At 28.1% G+C, this 17,306-nt stretch carries 13 protein-coding genes; all 13 read right to left on the bottom strand.

The features are described 5' to 3' along the window. Positions 1 to 56: 56 nt before the first annotated feature. Complete coding sequence (locus tag IC175_RS13365; protein ID WP_227851614.1) at positions 57 to 2,264, bottom strand: adenosylcobalamin-dependent ribonucleoside-diphosphate reductase; 2,208 nt, start codon at positions 2,262 to 2,264, stop codon at positions 57 to 59. Between the two features lie 536 nt (positions 2,265 to 2,800). Beyond that, complete coding sequence (brnQ, locus tag IC175_RS13360) at positions 2,801 to 4,096, bottom strand: branched-chain amino acid transport system II carrier protein (protein ID WP_227434170.1); 1,296 nt, start codon at positions 4,094 to 4,096, stop codon at positions 2,801 to 2,803. A gap of 1,132 nt (positions 4,097 to 5,228) precedes the next feature. Then, a complete protein-coding gene (brnQ, locus tag IC175_RS13355; protein ID WP_227434169.1) occupies positions 5,229 to 6,521 on the bottom strand; it encodes a branched-chain amino acid transport system II carrier protein in 1,293 nt (430 codons plus the stop codon). A gap of 389 nt (positions 6,522 to 6,910) precedes the next feature. Continuing rightward, entirely contained in the window at positions 6,911 to 7,807 is an 897-nt protein-coding gene (gene ylqF / locus IC175_RS13350; protein ID WP_227836155.1) for a ribosome biogenesis GTPase YlqF, read from the bottom strand. A 317-nt stretch (positions 7,808 to 8,124) separates the two neighbouring features. Then, complete coding sequence (rplS, locus tag IC175_RS13345) at positions 8,125 to 8,475, bottom strand: 50S ribosomal protein L19 (protein WP_227434167.1); 351 nt, start codon at positions 8,473 to 8,475, stop codon at positions 8,125 to 8,127. A gap of 187 nt (positions 8,476 to 8,662) precedes the next feature. Further along, positions 8,663 to 9,358 (bottom strand): tRNA (guanosine(37)-N1)-methyltransferase TrmD, encoded by a 696-nt coding sequence (trmD, locus tag IC175_RS13340; RefSeq protein WP_227434166.1) that lies wholly within the window; start codon positions 9,356 to 9,358, stop codon positions 8,663 to 8,665. A gap of 8 nt (positions 9,359 to 9,366) precedes the next feature. Next, positions 9,367 to 9,882: a ribosome maturation factor RimM gene (rimM, locus tag IC175_RS13335; RefSeq protein WP_227482227.1), complete on the bottom strand. Its 516-nt coding sequence runs from the start codon at positions 9,880 to 9,882 to the stop codon at positions 9,367 to 9,369. Positions 9,883 to 9,992: 110 nt separating this feature from the next. Further along, positions 9,993 to 10,220: a KH domain-containing protein gene (locus IC175_RS13330; protein WP_227434164.1), complete on the bottom strand. Its 228-nt coding sequence runs from the start codon at positions 10,218 to 10,220 to the stop codon at positions 9,993 to 9,995. Positions 10,221 to 10,284: 64 nt separating this feature from the next. Then, a complete protein-coding gene (gene rpsP / locus IC175_RS13325) occupies positions 10,285 to 10,557 on the bottom strand; it encodes a 30S ribosomal protein S16 (protein WP_003419338.1) in 273 nt (90 codons plus the stop codon). A gap of 39 nt (positions 10,558 to 10,596) precedes the next feature. After that, on the bottom strand, positions 10,597 to 11,949 hold the full coding sequence (ffh, locus tag IC175_RS13320) for a signal recognition particle protein (RefSeq protein WP_227434163.1): 1,353 nt from the start codon (positions 11,947 to 11,949) through the stop codon (positions 10,597 to 10,599). After that, on the bottom strand, positions 11,946 to 12,314 hold the full coding sequence (gene ylxM / locus IC175_RS13315) for a YlxM family DNA-binding protein (RefSeq protein ID WP_227482226.1): 369 nt from the start codon (positions 12,312 to 12,314) through the stop codon (positions 11,946 to 11,948). Before ylxM ends, ffh begins: the two co-directional genes overlap by 4 nt. Positions 12,315 to 12,416: 102 nt before the next feature. Beyond that, entirely contained in the window at positions 12,417 to 13,709 is a 1,293-nt protein-coding gene (gene ftsY / locus IC175_RS13310) for a signal recognition particle-docking protein FtsY (RefSeq protein WP_227845271.1), read from the bottom strand. Positions 13,710 to 13,735: 26 nt separating this feature from the next. Further along, positions 13,736 to 17,290 (bottom strand): chromosome segregation protein SMC, encoded by a 3,555-nt coding sequence (gene smc, locus IC175_RS13305; protein ID WP_227845270.1) that lies wholly within the window; start codon positions 17,288 to 17,290, stop codon positions 13,736 to 13,738. Between the last annotated feature and the right edge of the window lie 16 nt (positions 17,291 to 17,306).

The raw sequence follows: 17,306 nt of genomic DNA, 5'->3' as shown, positions 1-17,306 counted from the left end.
TTCACCTGTAAAAATATTCTTCTCTTAAATATATTAAAAACTCACTAACTTAGAATTTAATTGCATCCACTATATCCACATTTTAAACATATACTACATCCACCTGTATGTGCTATTCCTTCACTACCACACTCAGGGCATACAAACTTTTCATCTTCTTCAAAATTTTTACTTTTTAATTCTTTGGCTTTTTCTTCTTTATTATCTTTTTCTTCTTTATTATCTTTATGAGATTCTTTTTTATTATCTTCTTTTTTATTATCTTCTTTTTTGTTATTTTCTTTTTTATTATCTTCTTTTTTTTCATTTATTAAGATTCCACTCCTTTTGCATCCATCTCTAAATATTGTCACTCCCTTAAGACCAGCTTCCCATGCCTTAACATATATGTTGAAAACATCTTCAATTGTAGTTTCAAAAGGTATATTTATTGTAGATGATATAGAAGCATCAATATACTTTTGCCATACTTTTTGCATATTTATTCTTTCTTCATATCCTATATTCATAGCAGTAACAAAAAAATTTGGTAAACATTCTTCATCTGTAATGCCTTTTTTATCCATATATTCTTTAACTATTGGAGTATATACTTTATAATACACATCTTCATCATGCAAACTTTCAGTTTTTCTTATATATGAAAGATTAAATATAGGTTCTATTCCTCCACTAATACCTATCATTGTAGATATAGAACCTGTAGGAGGTATAGTTAAAAGTTGTGAGTTTCTAAGCCCATACTTTTCAACCATCTCTTTAATATCATCATTTAGGTTTTCTATAAAGAATCTAGATTTAGAAATATTTTCATATTTATACTCACTAAATGTGCCATATTCTTTAGCAATCAAAGCTGATTGTTTTACAGCTTCGTTAAGCATAGTCTTACCAATTAAATCACACAATTCTAAAGATTTATCAGAACCATATCTTATCCCCATCTTTATAAGCATGTCAGCAATACCCATTACACCTAATCCTATTTGTCTATATTTATAGACACTATCCCTTTGTTCTTGTAATGGATGTAAATTTAATCCCTCATCTAATACATCATTTAAAGCTACCACAGCTTCTCTAACACAAGATTTTAACTTATTAATATCAAAGGTAGCATGTTCCCCAAATGGTTGTATTACAAACTCTGATAAGTTTATTGAGCCAAGCAAACAGCTTCCTCCACTTGGAAGTGGCTCTTCTGCACAAGGATTTACACCTGAAAAACAAAAAGACTTATCTTCACTCATAAGGTTATATGTTTTTATTTTGTCCCAAAATAATATTCCTGGTTCTGCATAATCCCAGTTATTTTTAACAAACTTATTAAACAAATCATATGCATTTACTATTTTGACTATTTTTTCTCCAGTAGTTTCAACTTCAAAAGTACAATTATACAGCTTTTTTTCCTTTACAGCTTGCATAAACTCATCTGTTACTCTTACAGAAATATTTGCTTTAGTAACCTTCTCCAAATCAGTTTTTATATCTATAAATTCCTCTATTTCTGGATGATTTACATCCATAGAAATCATAAGAGCTCCTCTTCTACCTCTTTGACCAATCAAACCTGTCGTCATGCTATAAAGTTCCATAAAAGACACTGCTCCAGTTGTATATTTTGCAGCATTATTTACTTTTGCACCTTTGGGTCTTAATTTTGAAATATCAATTCCAACCCCTCCACCATAACTAAAAGTTCTAGCAAGTTTTTTTGCAGTGTCAAAAATATCTTCTATACTGTCTTTTGGTGGCTCTATTACATAACAATTAGAGTAAGTTACTTTTTTACCTTCTTTATGTAAACCTCTATTTGCTAAAATTCTACCTGCAAATAAAAATCTCTTTTGTCTTATTAACTTTGATATTCTTGGACTATTATTTGAAATTCTCTTTATCCATTCATCAAAACTTTCTCCATCGTGTCTATACTTATTTTTCCATATTGATTTTTGTAATTCATCAAACTCCCAAGCCTTATGTCTTATTTCTGAACGTCTTTCTCTATATAATATGTAGTGTTTTGCTATATCTTTTCTATTTGATTCCATAAGTAATACTTCAACTATATCTTGGATTTCTTCTACAGATAAACATTTTTCCATAGAATTATAATCATTAGCAATTTTTCTTGATATATCATATGCTAAATCTCTATCTACTCCACCTTCACTATTTATACTAGCTTTATAGACAGCATCTTCAATCTTACTTTTACTAAAAAGTTCTTTTGTCCCATCTCTTTTTATTATGTACTTCATTTTTAGACCTCCAATAAATTAGTATTACATTAATACACCTATTAGTTGTAATTCTAAACAAACTTTTTTCTATATTTGCATGTTTTCATATTAATTATCTTACACAATATATATTATACTATTTTATATTCAATATAACACGCTTTATAGTTTTCTCAATTAAGTAAATGAATTTTTTATATTCTAAATATCTTCTATTAAAAACTTAAAAATAACATAAAAAAGTATATAAAAGTGTAATTATACTCTTATATACTTTATTTTTTTATAAATTTTATCCTTATTGTTCCATTATTTTCCATTGAAATTATTAATAAATTCTTTATATTTTCCATACAAATATGCTACATCCCATAAATATTATTTGTAAATATATATAACAAAATTCAACCTAACAATAATCTATCTTTAATCTACTTAATTTAATATCCATTTACATATAAATACATATAAAGTTTTACATATCAAAAAGGAATTGCCTCCTAAATGATTTTAATCACTTTAAGGCAATTCCTATATGTATGAATTATTCTTTATTATTGTACAGCTTTACTACTTTGAGATGGAATAAAGTTTCCTATTATCCCTGCTATTACAACTGGAACTACCCAGTTAAATCCTAATGAAGCTAGTGGTAAGCTATTAACTAAAGGTATATTTATACCAAAGCTTGTTGCAACTGTTAATACACTTACTAACAATGCCATATATGCAGCGCATTTAAATACGTTATCATTTTTAATTTTATTACTAAATAATGCTAGTATAACTAGAGTTATAGTTGCTGGATATACCATACTTAATATAGGAGAAGAGAATTTTATTATTGTACTTACTCCAAAGTTTGATATGATTGCACTAAATACACAAACTACTATAACTATATGCTCATATTTTAATTTTCCATCTGTAAGTGTTGAGAAATATTGACCTGCTGCTGAAGAAAGACCTATAGCTGTTGTTAAACATGCTAATGCAACTATAATAGCCAATAGAATTTTACCTGTATTTCCAAGTAATGATGCTGTTATTGAAACTATTAAAGCTGTTTGTTGAACATCTTGTCCATATATCTTAGATACAGTTGCTCCAAGGTAACATAGTCCACCATAAACTAGTGCCATACCTATTACCGCTATAACACCTGCACTTACTGTAGCTTTCATCTTTTCTTTTTCACCTGTATAACCTTTAGCTATTACTGACATGATTATAATTGATGCAAATACACTAGCTGCCAATGCATCCATTGTTTGATATCCTTGAGTTATACCTTCTGCAAATACATTTTGTATTAAAGAAGTATCTCTTATGTCTCCTAGTGGAGATACAATACCTTTAACTATTAATACTGCTAAAGCTATAAGTAAAGCTGGAGTTAAAATTGATCCAACTATATCTACAACTTTTGATGGTCTTATTGTTAAAACCAATACTATAGCAAAGAATACTATAGAGAATATTACTGGGCTTATTCCTGAACCTATTGTAGGTAATATACCCATTTCATAAGTTGTTGCTGCTGTTCTAGGTATTGCCAAAAGTGGCCCTATACAGATTACCATTGCACATCCTAATACAACACTTAATCCTTTACCAGCTCTTGAAAACATTTTTGATGTGTCTCCATTGAACTTAGTTGCTGCTATAACTGCTAATAATGCCAAACCACCATCTGCGAAAAGGAATCCTATGAAAGCTACTAGCCAGCTACCTCCGGATAAAACTCCTAGATATGGAGGGAATATTAAGTTCCCAGCACCAAAAAACATTGCAAATAGTGCAAATCCAATTACAATTACATCTTTAAACTTGATTTGTTTCTCACCCATTTAAAGCACCCCCATTTGAATTTTACTACTTTTTATTACATTTTACCAAAAAATAAGTCCAATCTCTTCTTAAATGAAAACCTTTTGACGAGATTTTATTTAATTATACATTTTTGACTTAAACTTGTCAATTATGTTTCATAATTTATAAAATCTTCGCAATATTTAGTACAACTTTCTTAATTAAATAAAATTAACATGTATACTTTAAACATATATGCTTTTTTTATTTTTATTTAATTTTTCTTGACAAAATTAAAACTTTTAAATCATCTTAATTGTGCGACTTTTTCAATTATTTGCATTATTTCCAATTTATATTGCTTTATAGACAATATTAATGTATACATCACTCTCCTTTTTGTTTTGTATAATCTTTTAATTTCAATTTAAATTTTAAATATTTTGTGTTTATTATATAATCTGAAAAAAAAGCAGTCAATATGATTTTTAATTTTTTTAATTTTCAAAATTATGATACTTAGAAAATCGTTTTCCTTTTGTCATAACTTCTATTTACGTTAATTCTTGTAGTATTTTGTATTTATTTTGCTAAATTCACTATTAATTTTACGTAATTCCAATTCTACGCTTATAGACTTTTTACTTGCTAGAGTGCTTCCAAATCATTTTTTCTGAAAATTTTTTATTATGATTTGTTGATTTATTTTTCTTCATAGAAACTATATTATAAGTTCCAACTTGTTAAAACTTTGCAGTTGCTAGTATTCATCTTAGTTTACTTATTTTTTAGAATTTACTAAATAATCTTAATATAATCCAATTAAAAAACAATTTAGTAATTTACATAAGTTATTTATATGTTCAAATGCCTTAAATTTTATTTTATTATTTTATTATTGTCACAATTTTATTTATATAATATTTTTGTAAAAGTCAACTAATACACATATCTGAACTTCTAATATTCCTTTAAATAGCTTTTATAAATACTCATTATTGTTAAAAAATAAACATTATTTTTTTTTAATACTTCTAGCTAATTTTTACTATATTAAATGCAAATAATTAGTATATACTCAAAAATAAAAAGAGTTATCTATATAAATAGTTTCATTTATTATAGATAACTCTTTTATTTTCAGATGCTTATATTTCAATTAAATAAGTTTTAATTTGTACCAAGTGTATTAGATTGACTCTTTGATGGTATAAAATTACCAATTATTCCAGCTATTATAACTGGAACTACCCAGTTAAATCCTAATGTATGAAGAGGTAAAGAATTTACTACTGGAACGCTTACTCCATAACTAGATATAACTGTTAATATACTTACAAGCAATGACATATATACTGCTCCTTTGTATACATTATCATTCTTAATTTTTTCATTAAAGAAAGCCAATATTATTAAAACAATTGATGGTGGATAAACTATACTTAGTATAGGAGATGCTATCTTTATTATAGTTCCAACACCAAAAGATGCTACTACTGCACTGAATACAGATACGGCTAATACTATTTTTTCATAACTTAACTTACCTTTTGTAAGTCTAGAAAAATATTGCCCTGTTGCAGATGTAAGACCTATAGATGTAGTTAAACATGCTAGAGATACTACTATTGCTAAAATAACTTTTCCAACATTTCCAAGTAATCCTTGTGTTATATTTACTATTACTTGTGATTGTACTGCATCTGTTCCATACATTGTTGATACAGTTGCTCCAAGGAAACATAATCCACCATAAACTAGTGCCAATCCTCCACAAGCAAGAATACCTGCTTTACCAATCATCTTTAACTTTTCACTAATACTAGTATATCCTTTTTCATTTAGAGATACTATCAGTACTGATGCAAGTGCTATTGCTGCAAATGCATCCATTGTCTGGTAACCTTGACCAATACCTTCTGCAAATACATTAGGTATCATAGGTTTATCTATTACCTCTCCAAGAGGAGATATAACACCTTTTATAATTATAAATGCTAAAGCTATTAGAAGAGCTGGAGTTAAAAACTGTCCAACTATATCTACGACCTTAGATGGTCTTACTGTTAATACATATGATATCGCAAAATAAACTATACAGAATAATAACACTGGAATTGAGCTTCCAAATAAAGGCATCATACCCATCTCATAAGTTGTTGCACCTGTTCTTGGTATAGCTAAGAATGGTCCTATACATAAAATATCTACACAACCTATAAGAATTCCCAATTTCATACCACATCTTTTAAACATTTCTACTACGTTTCCATCGAATTTAGCTGTAGCCATTACTGCTAGAAGTGCCAAACCAGCATCGGCAAATGTAAATCCTAAGAAGGCAATTAACCATTCTGGACCTGTAATTATTCCCAAGTATGGTGGAAATATTAAGTTACCTGCTCCAAAGAACATTGCGAATAATGCAAATCCAAATACTATTACATCTTTGGTCTTACCCATTATAAAATCCCCCTTTTTAACCTTATTAAATTAACAAAATTTCTCAATTGTTCACGTTTGCATAAATAAATTAACTAAAACAATAAGAATCTATTATTAAATTAATAAAATTAAATAAATTAAATTTTTAATATATTGTATTTATTTGTGCTTATTATATATTATATGAAACAAGCACGTCAATATACCAAAATTGCAAATTATCATACTGATTTTAATTTTCAAAAAATTAGGTATATTTGTCTTAAATTAATATTTTTGAAAGTTTTCTAATCTAATTTATACTTTCATGTGACAATTTTTGTCTATATTTCAGAAAAGAAAAAAAACCTTTTAAAAAAAGGTTTTTTTTTACTTATAATATTAATTTTTTAACCCAGCTTTAAAATCTATCTTTTAACACTCTCTGGTACTTCTAGTGTTATATTGCCTATCTTTCCATCTCTAAACTCATTTAAGACAGTTACAGCTATGCGTGTATAATCAAGTTCTTTCCCACCTGTTATGAATCCTCTTTTATGACCAATCATATCCATTGTTTCAATTGGAGTTTCTCCTAAAGAATCTAATTTATATCTAGCTTTCAACTTTTCTGGCTCTATTACCATAAGTTTTTCTATAAGTCTTAAAGCTAAGGTCTCAACGTCTAAAATCTCATCTTTTATAGCTCTACTAAATGCTAAGTTTAAAGCAACTTCTTGGTCTTCAAACTTTGGCCAAAGTATTCCAGGTGTATCTAAAAGTTCAAGATTTCCCTTTAATCTAACCCATTGCTTACCTTTAGTTACTCCTGGTTTATCTCCTGTTTGAGTGCTTTTTCTACCTGTTAATTTGTTTATAAGAGATGATTTTCCTACATTTGGTACACCAACTATCATTATTCTTATAGCTCTTTCTTTTCTTCCTTTATCTTTTAAAGAACTCATTTTTTCTCTAGTTACATTCTTACATTCTTCTACTATCTTATTTACACCTACACCTTTTAATGTATCTACTGGTATAGCTTTTATGTTATTCTTTTTGTAGTACTCAATCCATTGATTTAACTTATCTCTATCTGCCATATCACTTTTATTTAATACAACTACCCTAGGCTTATCTCCTACAAGCATATCTATATCTGGATTTTTGCTACTAAATGGTATTCTAGCATCTAAAAGTTCAACCACTACATCAATTAGTTTTAAGTTATTTTTTACTAATTCTTTGGTTTTCTTCATATGGCCTGGATACCAGTTTATATGTAGATTATTATCCATAAGATACTCTTCATATTCATTTGACATGTATATCACTCCTTTAAAATAGTATGTTATTGTTACCTAATTTTACTAAAAAATATATCTACTTAAAACCTTACATTGTCACCCTTTTAACATCATACTTTACATAATATTATCTTCTTATTTTTAGTATTATTTCAAAATATAATCCAATATTTATTGATTTTATTTTCAATTTTAAAATTCCTAAATCTATCAATAAATAGTATATTTTCAACAAATAATCATATCTGCTTACAATTTAATTATTTGTTATGATTTCAGTTAAAATAGAAAGAGGACTGATAAATCAGCCCCCCATTTATAAGTAAAGTTTTTAATTATCTATTTCTAGCTTCTTTTATCTTAGCAGCTTTACCTACTCTACCTCTTAAGTAGTTTAGTTTAGCTCTTCTTACTTTACCTTTTCTAGTTACTTCTATTTTTTCTATTTTTGGAGAGTGAACTGGGAAAGTTCTTTCTACACCAACATTGAAAGACATTTTTCTAACTGTAAAAGTCTCTCTTGCTCCTCCACCTTGTCTCTTTAATACTACACCTTCGAATATTTGTATTCTTTCTCTTTTACCTTCTATAATTCTAACGTGTACTTTAACTGTGTCCCCAGGTCCAAAATTAGGAACTTCATTTTTTAATTGTTCTTGCTCAATTGCTCTTAGCATTTCATTCATCTTTCTTCCTCCTAAATATCATAGACGTTCTTAACTACCCGACCAGTGTAAACAGAGGAACGCCCGTATTTTCAACATTTTATATTATACTATACTTCTATAGTTATTACAAGCATTTTTATATTTTTAATTCCATTTATACCCACTTTATTGTATACATGTATATTAAATTTTATTGTATATGTTTTTATTTTTCTTGAGATTTTTTATATAAGTCTAATCGTCTTTCCTTAGTTATTCTTATAGATTCTTCTCGTCTCCACTCATCTATCTTTTTATGATTTCCTGATAAAAGCACTTCTGGTACTTTTAACTCTTCAAACTCTCTAGGTCTTGTGTAATGAGGATACTCCAATAGATTATCTTTAAATGACTCCTCTTCAAATGACTCGTCCTGATTTAATACTCCTGGAATTAACCTTGATATAGAATCTATCATTATAAGTGCAGGCAGTTCTCCTCCAGTTAGTACATAATCTCCAATTGAAATTTCATCAGTTACTATTAAATCAATAATTCTCTCATCTATTCCTTCATAGTGACCACATAAAAGTATTATATCCTCTTGGATAGACATCTCTTTGACTATAGATTGATTGTATACTTTACCTTTGGGAGTTAAATAAATTACTCTTGGATTGTTTATATTATGAGTTTTTATTATATGCTTATATGTGTCATATATAGGTTGAGGAGTCATCACCATACCAGCTCCTCCTCCAAATGGATAATCATCTACTTTTTTATGTTTATTATTAGAAAAATCTCTTATATTATATATATGCACATCAATTATGCCTTTTTCAACTGCTCTTTTCATTATACTTTCATTCATGTATGAATTAAATATTTCTGGAAAAAGCGTCATTATGTGAAATCTCATATTACCACCTAATCTATCATACCCTTAATAGGGTCTATAATCATTTTTCTTTCATCCATATCTATAGTAGGTACAAATTTTTTTATAGCTGGTATCATAAATTCTTTATCTTCTTCACCTTTTATTACATAGACATCATTTGCAGAATATTGAAGTACATCCTCCAAGACTCCTACATACTTTCCTTCTATAGTTAAAACTTCCAAACCAATCATGTCTGCTATAAAAAACTCGCCTTCTTCAAGGTCTCTACTCTCTTCTCTAGACACATACATAAATTTATTTTTTAGCTTTTCTGCTTTTTCTATAGTGTCTATATCTTTTATCTTCATTATAACCATAGAACCTTTATATCTTACATTTTCTACAGTCCACTTGTTGTTTAAATCTTTTCCTAAATAAAAATCTTTCAATTCATCAAATCTATCTATATCATCAGTAAGTGGATAAACTCTTACCTCACCTTTTAGACCTTGTGTGTTTACTATTTGCCCTACCTTAAAATGAGTTAATTTTTCTTTCATGTTATCACCTTCTCAAAAAAATTTAATCTTATGTTACCATATCATCATAAATTCTCAAAACTGTACACAGTTATACAAAAAGGACTAGGCACTATACCTAATCCTCCTCTTTACACTATCTCAAGAGAAACTTTTATGTTTTCTCTATTTGCAACAGATCTTACGACAGTTCTTATAGCTTTAGCTATTCTTCCCTGCTTCCCAATAACCTTACCCATGTCATCTTGAGCAACTGTAAGCTTTAAGACGATACCGTCATTGTCTTTAAATTCCTCAACAACAACTGAGTCAGGATTATCAACTAGAGCCTTAGCTATATCTACAACTAGCTCTTTCATATATTTCATCTCCTAAAGTAACCTCAACAATAAGTATTTACTTATACTAATTGCTAAGAGAAAATTATTTTGCTTGTTTAGAAGCTTCGAATTTTTCTATTACTCCATTTTTTACAAGTAATTTTTTAACTACTTCTGTTGGTTGAGCACCAGTAGCTAACCATTTTATAGCTTTTTCATCATTTATTCTTACTTGTTTAGGTTCAGAAATTGGATTATAGTATCCTATTTCTTCTATGAATTTTCCATCTCTTGGAGCTCTTGAATCAGCTACTACTATTCTGTAGAAAGGTTTTTTATTAGCTCCCATTCTTTTTAATCTTATTTTAACTGCCATTACAGTCACCTCCGAATAATTTTTACTATTTTTTATATTTTATTTAAAAAAAGGTAAACCGCCTAAGCCGCCCCTTTTCTTCATACTTTTTTGTGAACCAGCAAACATCTTCATCATTTTTTTCATTTCATTAAGTTGTTTTATAAGTCTATTTACATCTTGAACAGTAGTTCCACTACCTCTAGCTATTCTTTTTTTCCTAGAAGCATTTAATATTCCTGGGTTACGTCTCTCATATGTAGTCATTGACTGAATTATGGCTTTAGTTCTATTCATTTCTTTACCATTCAAGTCTACATCTCCAAGTTGGTCTTTTATATTTCCCATACCAGGCATCATACCAAGTATCTTGTCTAGAGGTCCCATATTTTGTATTTGTTCCATTTGTTGTAAAAAATCTTCAAAATCTAGTTCTTGTTTTTTGATTTTTTGTTCTAATTCCTTAGCTTTTTCTAAGTCCATACTTTCTTGTGCTTTTTCTATTAGGCTTAATACATCTCCCATACCTAATATCCTTGATGCCATTCTGTCTGGGTGGAAAGGTTCTATATCATCTAGTTTCTCTCCCATACCCATAAACTTTATAGGTTTTTGTGTTACTGCTCTTATTGAAAGTGCAGCTCCACCTCTAGTATCTCCATCTAATTTAGTTAATACTACTCCATCAACACCAAGTGCTTCATTGAAGCTTTCTGCAACATTTACTGCATCTTGTCCTGTCATAGAGTCTACAACTAAAAGTATTTCATGTGGCTTAACTTCTGACTTAATTGACTTTAACTCATCCATAAGCACTTCATCTATATGAAGTCTACCAGCAGTATCTATAATAACCAAATCGTTAGCATTTTTAATTGCATGACTTAAACCTGCCTTGGCAATATTTACTGGACTTTCTTTATCTCCCATATTGAATACAGGTATATCCAATTTTTCACCAACAACTTGAAGTTGCTTTATAGCTGCTGGTCTATAAATATCACAAGCCACCAATAGAGGCTTCTTACCTTGCTTTTTAAAATATCCTCCAAGTTTTCCTGCTGTCGTAGTTTTACCTGCACCTTGCAATCCAACCATCATTAAGATTGTAGGAGGTTTTGAGGAAATCATTACTTTACTTTGTACATCTCCCATTAAACTTGTAAGTTCTTCATTTACAATTTTTATTACATGTTGAGCTGGTGTCAAACTTTGCATAACCTCTTGTCCAACACATCTCTCTTGAACTTTTTTTATAAAATCTTTAACTACTTTAAAGTTAACATCTGCTTCAAGAAGAGCAAGTTTAACTTCTCTCATAGCATTTTTTACATCTGCTTCTGTAAGTTTTCCTTTTGACTTTAACTTACTGAATGCCCCTTGTAGTTTATCCGACAATCCTTCAAATATCATTTTATCATCTCCCTACATACATCTTCTATATTTTCTAGCTTAGGGATTAAATTAGCACAATCTCTATTGTGCAATAAATCTTCTTTAATGTCAATAATTTTATTTCTTATAAATTTAATATTTTTTTCCTGTTCTTGAAGCTTAGATACTAAATGTAGCTTTTCTTCATAATCTCTTAGTATCTTTTCTGAACGTTTCAATGTATCATATACACCTTGTCTTGATACACTTAAATTCTCACTGATTTCACCTAAAGAGTAATCCTCTTCATAGTATAGAGCTACTATCTCTTTTTGCTTATCAGTTAGTAATTCTTTATACTGTTCAAATAACAATCCAATTTCGACCATTTTTTCTATATTCATATCTTACACTTCCTAGCAGTATACTGTAAAGGTTATTTACTTTACACTATTGTATTTTATATCATATAAACACTCTTGTCAACCATTATTTTTAAAAGAATACTAGTTACCAAATAATGCATCTGAAAATGATTTTGCATCAAAATCCTGTAAGTCTTCTACTCTTTCTCCAACTCCAATAAGTTTTACAGGTACATCTACTTCTGACTTTACTGCAAGCACTACTCCACCTTTTGCTGTTCCATCAAGTTTTGTAAGTACTATACCTGTTATATCTGCAACTTCTTTAAATGTTTTAGCTTGAACAACTGCATTTTGACCTGTTGTGGCATCTACTACAAGAAGTACCTCACGCTTTGCTTCTGGAAATTCTCTATCTACTATTTTAAATACTTTTCCAAGTTCATTCATAAGATTAGCTTTGTTGTGTAATCTTCCGGCTGTATCACATATTAATAAATCTGCCTTTCTAGCTTTTGCTGCCTTTATGGCATCAAACACTACTGCTCCTGGATCTGCTCCTTCTTGATGCTTTATTATATCTACATTAGTTCTATTTGCCCAGATTTCTAATTGCTCTGTTGCTGCTGCTCTAAATGTATCTGCTGCTGCTAATAAAACTTTTTTTCCATCTTTTTTATATCTATTTGCCAATTTTCCTATCGTAGTAGTTTTACCCACTCCATTTACACCTACCATTAGGATTATACATGGAGCTGGTTCTATGTCTAATGTAGAGTTTTCATTTGTAAGGATATCTTCAACTATAGATTTAAGTTCTTCTCTTACCTTTATTGGTTCAGTAATTCCCTTTTGCTTTATCTTATCTCTTAGTTTCTCAATTATGTCCATAGTTGTATTTACACCAACATCTGCTGTTATTAAAATTTCCTCTAAATCCTCAAGCAATTCTTCATCTATTTTTGTATATGATTTTAAAACCTCATCTATTCTATCAGTTATTCCTTGTTTTGCCTTTGTTAATCCTTGTTTTAATCTTTCAAACAAATTAACTTTCTTTTCTTCATATTTCTCTTCTTTATTTTCATAATCTTCATGTTCAGTTTCTTCATCATTATTATCATTGTTTAATGCTTCTATTTCACTACCTAGAGAATCATTATTTATTATCTCTTCTACATCTTGTTCATTAGTATCTATCTTATCTTCTATCTCTCTATCTTCTTCAGCACTTTCATCAACAACTTCTTCTTCAGTTTTTTCTGGAATATCTTCTACTTTATCTACAACTTCCTCCTCAAACCCTGAAAAAATTGTTTCTTCTACATTTTCTAAGTTGTCAGCACCAGTTTCTATTTCTTCTTCTGAGCCAACATCTTTTTTTTCTAATTCCTTATCCTTGTCTTTGCCAAAACCAAATAATTTTTTTAACACTATTCTTCCTCCTATGTCAATCTAAGTTATATAATATCAGTTATCTCTTGAGCTTCTTTTAGTTTTAAACTAATAACTTTTGAAATAGCTTTTTCTTGCATTGTAACCCCATATATATAATCAGCAGCTTCCATAGTTCCTCTCCTATGAGTTACTGATATAAATTGTGTCTCTTTAGATAAATCTTTTAAAAATTCTCCAAATCTGAATATATTTGCATCATCAAGTGGAGCCTCAATTTCATCTAATATGCAAAATGGTGTTGGTTTTGTAATTAATATTGCAAATAATATGCTTATTGCAGTTAGAGCTTTTTCTCCACCAGACAGTAGATTTAAATTCTTCATTTTTTTACCAGGTGGTTGAGCTGTTATTAATATATCACTTTCTAATAAATTTTCTTTATCTAAAATAGTTAATTCTCCACATCCACCACCAAAAAGTCTTTTGTACACATACTTAAAGTTTTTACTTATTTCTTCAAATTTAACCTCAAATTCAGATTTCATATTTTCTTCTAATGTATGTATAAGTTTTTCTATTTCCTCCATAGATTCTTCTAAATCTTGTTTTTGTTCACTATAAAAATCATATCTTTCTTTTATTTCTTCATATTCTTTGATAGAATCTATATTTATATTCCCAAGACTTCTTATTTCTCTCTTTAAATTTTCTAAGAATTTTCTATCTATCTCTAGATTTTCATCTTTGATTTCCAATGCTTGTACTAAAGTCATTTCATATTGTTCAAATAACTTATTTATATATGTGTCTTGACTAGTTTTTAATCTTTCTAATCTTCCACCAACCTTAAATAAACTTTCTTTAAGTTCTATATGTTGTCTATCTATAATTTTTAACTCTTTACCAATTTCATCAAAGTTATTTTTCAAGTCATCTTTAGCTATTTTTCTAGTTTCAAGATTTCTATTGCTGTCCCCTAATTGCTTAATTAAGTTTTCTTTTTCTTTTTCTTCAATAGATATAGAGTCTTGTAACTTAACTATTTCTTGTTCTTCATAATTTAATGATTCATCTAATTGTTTGGTTTTTTCTTCTAACTCGTAATTTTCACCAGATATTCTTTTTATATCTCTAACTATACTATTATAAGCTTCTGTTTTCTTTACTAAAGTTAGGTTTAATTCATCAAATTCAGATTTTTCTTTATCATACAAATCATTATATTTTTTTATTTCATCACTTAATATATCAATTTTTTCTTTATTTTGATTGTATGTATTTTCTAGTGCTTCCATCTCTTTTTTAACAATGTCACTTTTTTCGAGAGTATAATTCAAGTTAGAACCCAAATCACTTTTCTCATTATTTAATCTAGTAATGCTAGATTTTAAAGATTCAATCTCAGATTCGATATTTTCTATACTTGTACTCTTTATTATAATGCTTTTTTCTAAATCTTTTACTTCATTTTCAACTAAGTCAATTTCACTTTTTATATTTTTTATATTTTTATTTAGAGATTCTTTTGTAATTTCTAGACCTGAAATCTCAACCTTAACATCATTTATTTTTTCTGTATATTCGTTAATAAATCTTTTTCTTGATAATATATTTCCGTTAGTTTTTAAACTACCTCCTGTTAAAGAACCTCCTGGATTTAAGATTTCACCATCTAAAGTTACTATTTTAAATCTATGACCAGTTTCTTTTGCAAATTTTATCCCCTCATCTATATTATTTATAAATATCGTTCTTCCAAGTATATTTTCAATTATATTTCTATATTTTTCATCAAACGTAATTAAATCACTTGCTATTCCTATAAATTTAGTATTTGCTTTTAAATTTCCCAAACTTATTTTATTTGATTTAATTATATTTAATGGCAGAAATGTTACTCTTCCTAAATTATTCTTCTTTAAATAGTTTATTGCAGATTTAGCACTAAACTCATCATCAGTTATTATATTTTGCATATAAGCACCAAGTGCTGCTTCTACGGATTTCTCATATTTTTCAGGAACATTTATAATCTGTCCTAGCGCTCCATGAATACCTCTTAAATCCTTATTTTTTAATACTTCTTTTACACCTCTATTAAATCCCTCATAATGATTTTCCATATCTATATAAACATTTAACTTTGAGTTATATCCATTTAGATTGTATTTACTTTTCTGTATTTCATCTTCTACCTTATTGAGTTCATTAATAGAATATTGTAAATCAGCAGTTAATTTTTTATTTCTGTTATTCACATTGTTTAAATTTTCTTTTTTCATATTAAATTCTTTATTTATACTATCTAATTCAGAAGATTTTGTTTGGACATTTTGGTTTAACTCTGCTATTTCTGAGTTTATGTTTTCATCTCTGATATTCATATTTTCTTTATTTGCATTTAAAGCAGATAACTTATTACTAAATTCTTGCTTCTTATTTAATATATCTATTATATTTTCTTTAAATAATTCTATATCATTATTTAAAGATTCCAACTTCATCCTTTGATTTTCTTTACTAGATTCTAACTTTTTTATATTCTCTTGTAATATCGATAACTCTTCGCTATTTGAAGACTTATTACTTTCTAATTCTTTTATGTATACCTTATTTTCATTTAGCTTTTCTTTTATATTGTTTATTTCAGAATTTTTTCTATGAATTTCATTTGTAAAGTTTTTTATTCTTTCTTTAATTAAATTTATCTGTGACTCTTTTTTTGATATAACACCTTTAATTGAATTTATATAATCTACAGATTTTTCAATTACATCTTGTAGTACCTCTATCTCCTTATCAACATCTTCTTGTTTTTTCTCTACAACATTTTTTTGTTCTTCTTTTTCTTTAAGTTCTTTTTCAAGAACTTTACTATGCTCATCAACTTCACTCAGTTCTTTTTCTATTCCTTCAATTTCTCTTATAAAATTATTGACTTCTAATATTTTTAATTTTTCACTTATTTCTAAATACTTTTTTGCTTTTGTTTGTTGATTAAAAAGAGGTTTTAATTGATTTTCAATTTCTATATATATATCATCTATTCTTTCTAAATTTTCTTTTGTATTACTTAAATTTCTTTCTGCTTCCTGTTTTTTATATCTATATTTTGATATACCACAAGCTTCATCAAAAACTTTTCTTCTACTTAAAGGATTATTACTCAATATTTCATCTACTTTTCCTTGCTCTATGATTGAATAACCATCTTTTCCAATACCAGTATCTAAAAAGACTTCTTTTATATCCTTTAATCTGCAACTCTTATTATTTAGAAAAAATTCACTTTCTCCATTTCTATAAGCTCTTCTTCTTATAGTCACTTCTGTAAAGTCTAATTCTAATTGATTCTCAGAATTGTCAATAGTAAGAGCTACTTCACAGTAATTCATGGGTTTTTTTGTATCTGTACCTGCAAATATTACATCTTCAAGTTTGTCTCCTCTAAGACTTTTGATACTTTGTTCTCCTAATACCCATCTTACGGCATCAGATATGTTACTTTTTCCACTTCCATTTGGTCCTACTATCGCTGTTATTCCTTCTTTAAAAATAATATCTGTCTTTACTGGAAAGGATTTAAATCCCTTTAACTCTAGTCTCTTTAAATACAAATCGTTTCTCTCCCTT

It is taken from the genome of Clostridioides sp. ES-S-0123-01, assembly GCF_020658415.1.
In the GTDB taxonomy this organism is placed as follows: Bacteria; Bacillota; Clostridia; order Peptostreptococcales; family Peptostreptococcaceae; genus Clostridioides.
The sequence above is the reverse complement of the archived record's forward strand: the minus strand, read 5'-3'. Positions and strand labels throughout refer to the sequence as shown.

Excerpts from the sequence above, each read along its gene's own strand:
- IC175_RS13365 (WP_227851614.1), bottom strand. The coding sequence starts at position 2,264 with ATGAAGTACATAATAAAAAGAGATGGGACAAAAGAACTTTTTAGTAAA.
- brnQ (WP_227434170.1), bottom strand. The coding sequence starts at position 4,096 with ATGGGTGAGAAACAAATCAAGTTTAAAGATGTAATTGTAATTGGATTT.
- brnQ (WP_227434169.1), bottom strand. The coding sequence starts at position 6,521 with ATGGGTAAGACCAAAGATGTAATAGTATTTGGATTTGCATTATTCGCA.
- ylqF (WP_227836155.1), bottom strand. The coding sequence starts at position 7,807 with ATGTCAAATGAATATGAAGAGTATCTTATGGATAATAATCTACATATA.
- rplS (WP_227434167.1), bottom strand. The coding sequence starts at position 8,475 with ATGAATGAAATGCTAAGAGCAATTGAGCAAGAACAATTAAAAAATGAA.
- trmD (WP_227434166.1), bottom strand. The coding sequence starts at position 9,358 with ATGAGATTTCACATAATGACGCTTTTTCCAGAAATATTTAATTCATAC.
- rimM (WP_227482227.1), bottom strand. The coding sequence starts at position 9,882 with ATGAAAGAAAAATTAACTCATTTTAAGGTAGGGCAAATAGTAAACACA.
- IC175_RS13330 (WP_227434164.1), bottom strand. The coding sequence starts at position 10,220 with ATGAAAGAGCTAGTTGTAGATATAGCTAAGGCTCTAGTTGATAATCCT.
- rpsP (WP_003419338.1), bottom strand. The coding sequence starts at position 10,557 with ATGGCAGTTAAAATAAGATTAAAAAGAATGGGAGCTAATAAAAAACCT.
- ffh (WP_227434163.1), bottom strand. The coding sequence starts at position 11,949 with ATGATATTTGAAGGATTGTCGGATAAACTACAAGGGGCATTCAGTAAG.
- ylxM (WP_227482226.1), bottom strand. The coding sequence starts at position 12,314 with ATGAATATAGAAAAAATGGTCGAAATTGGATTGTTATTTGAACAGTAT.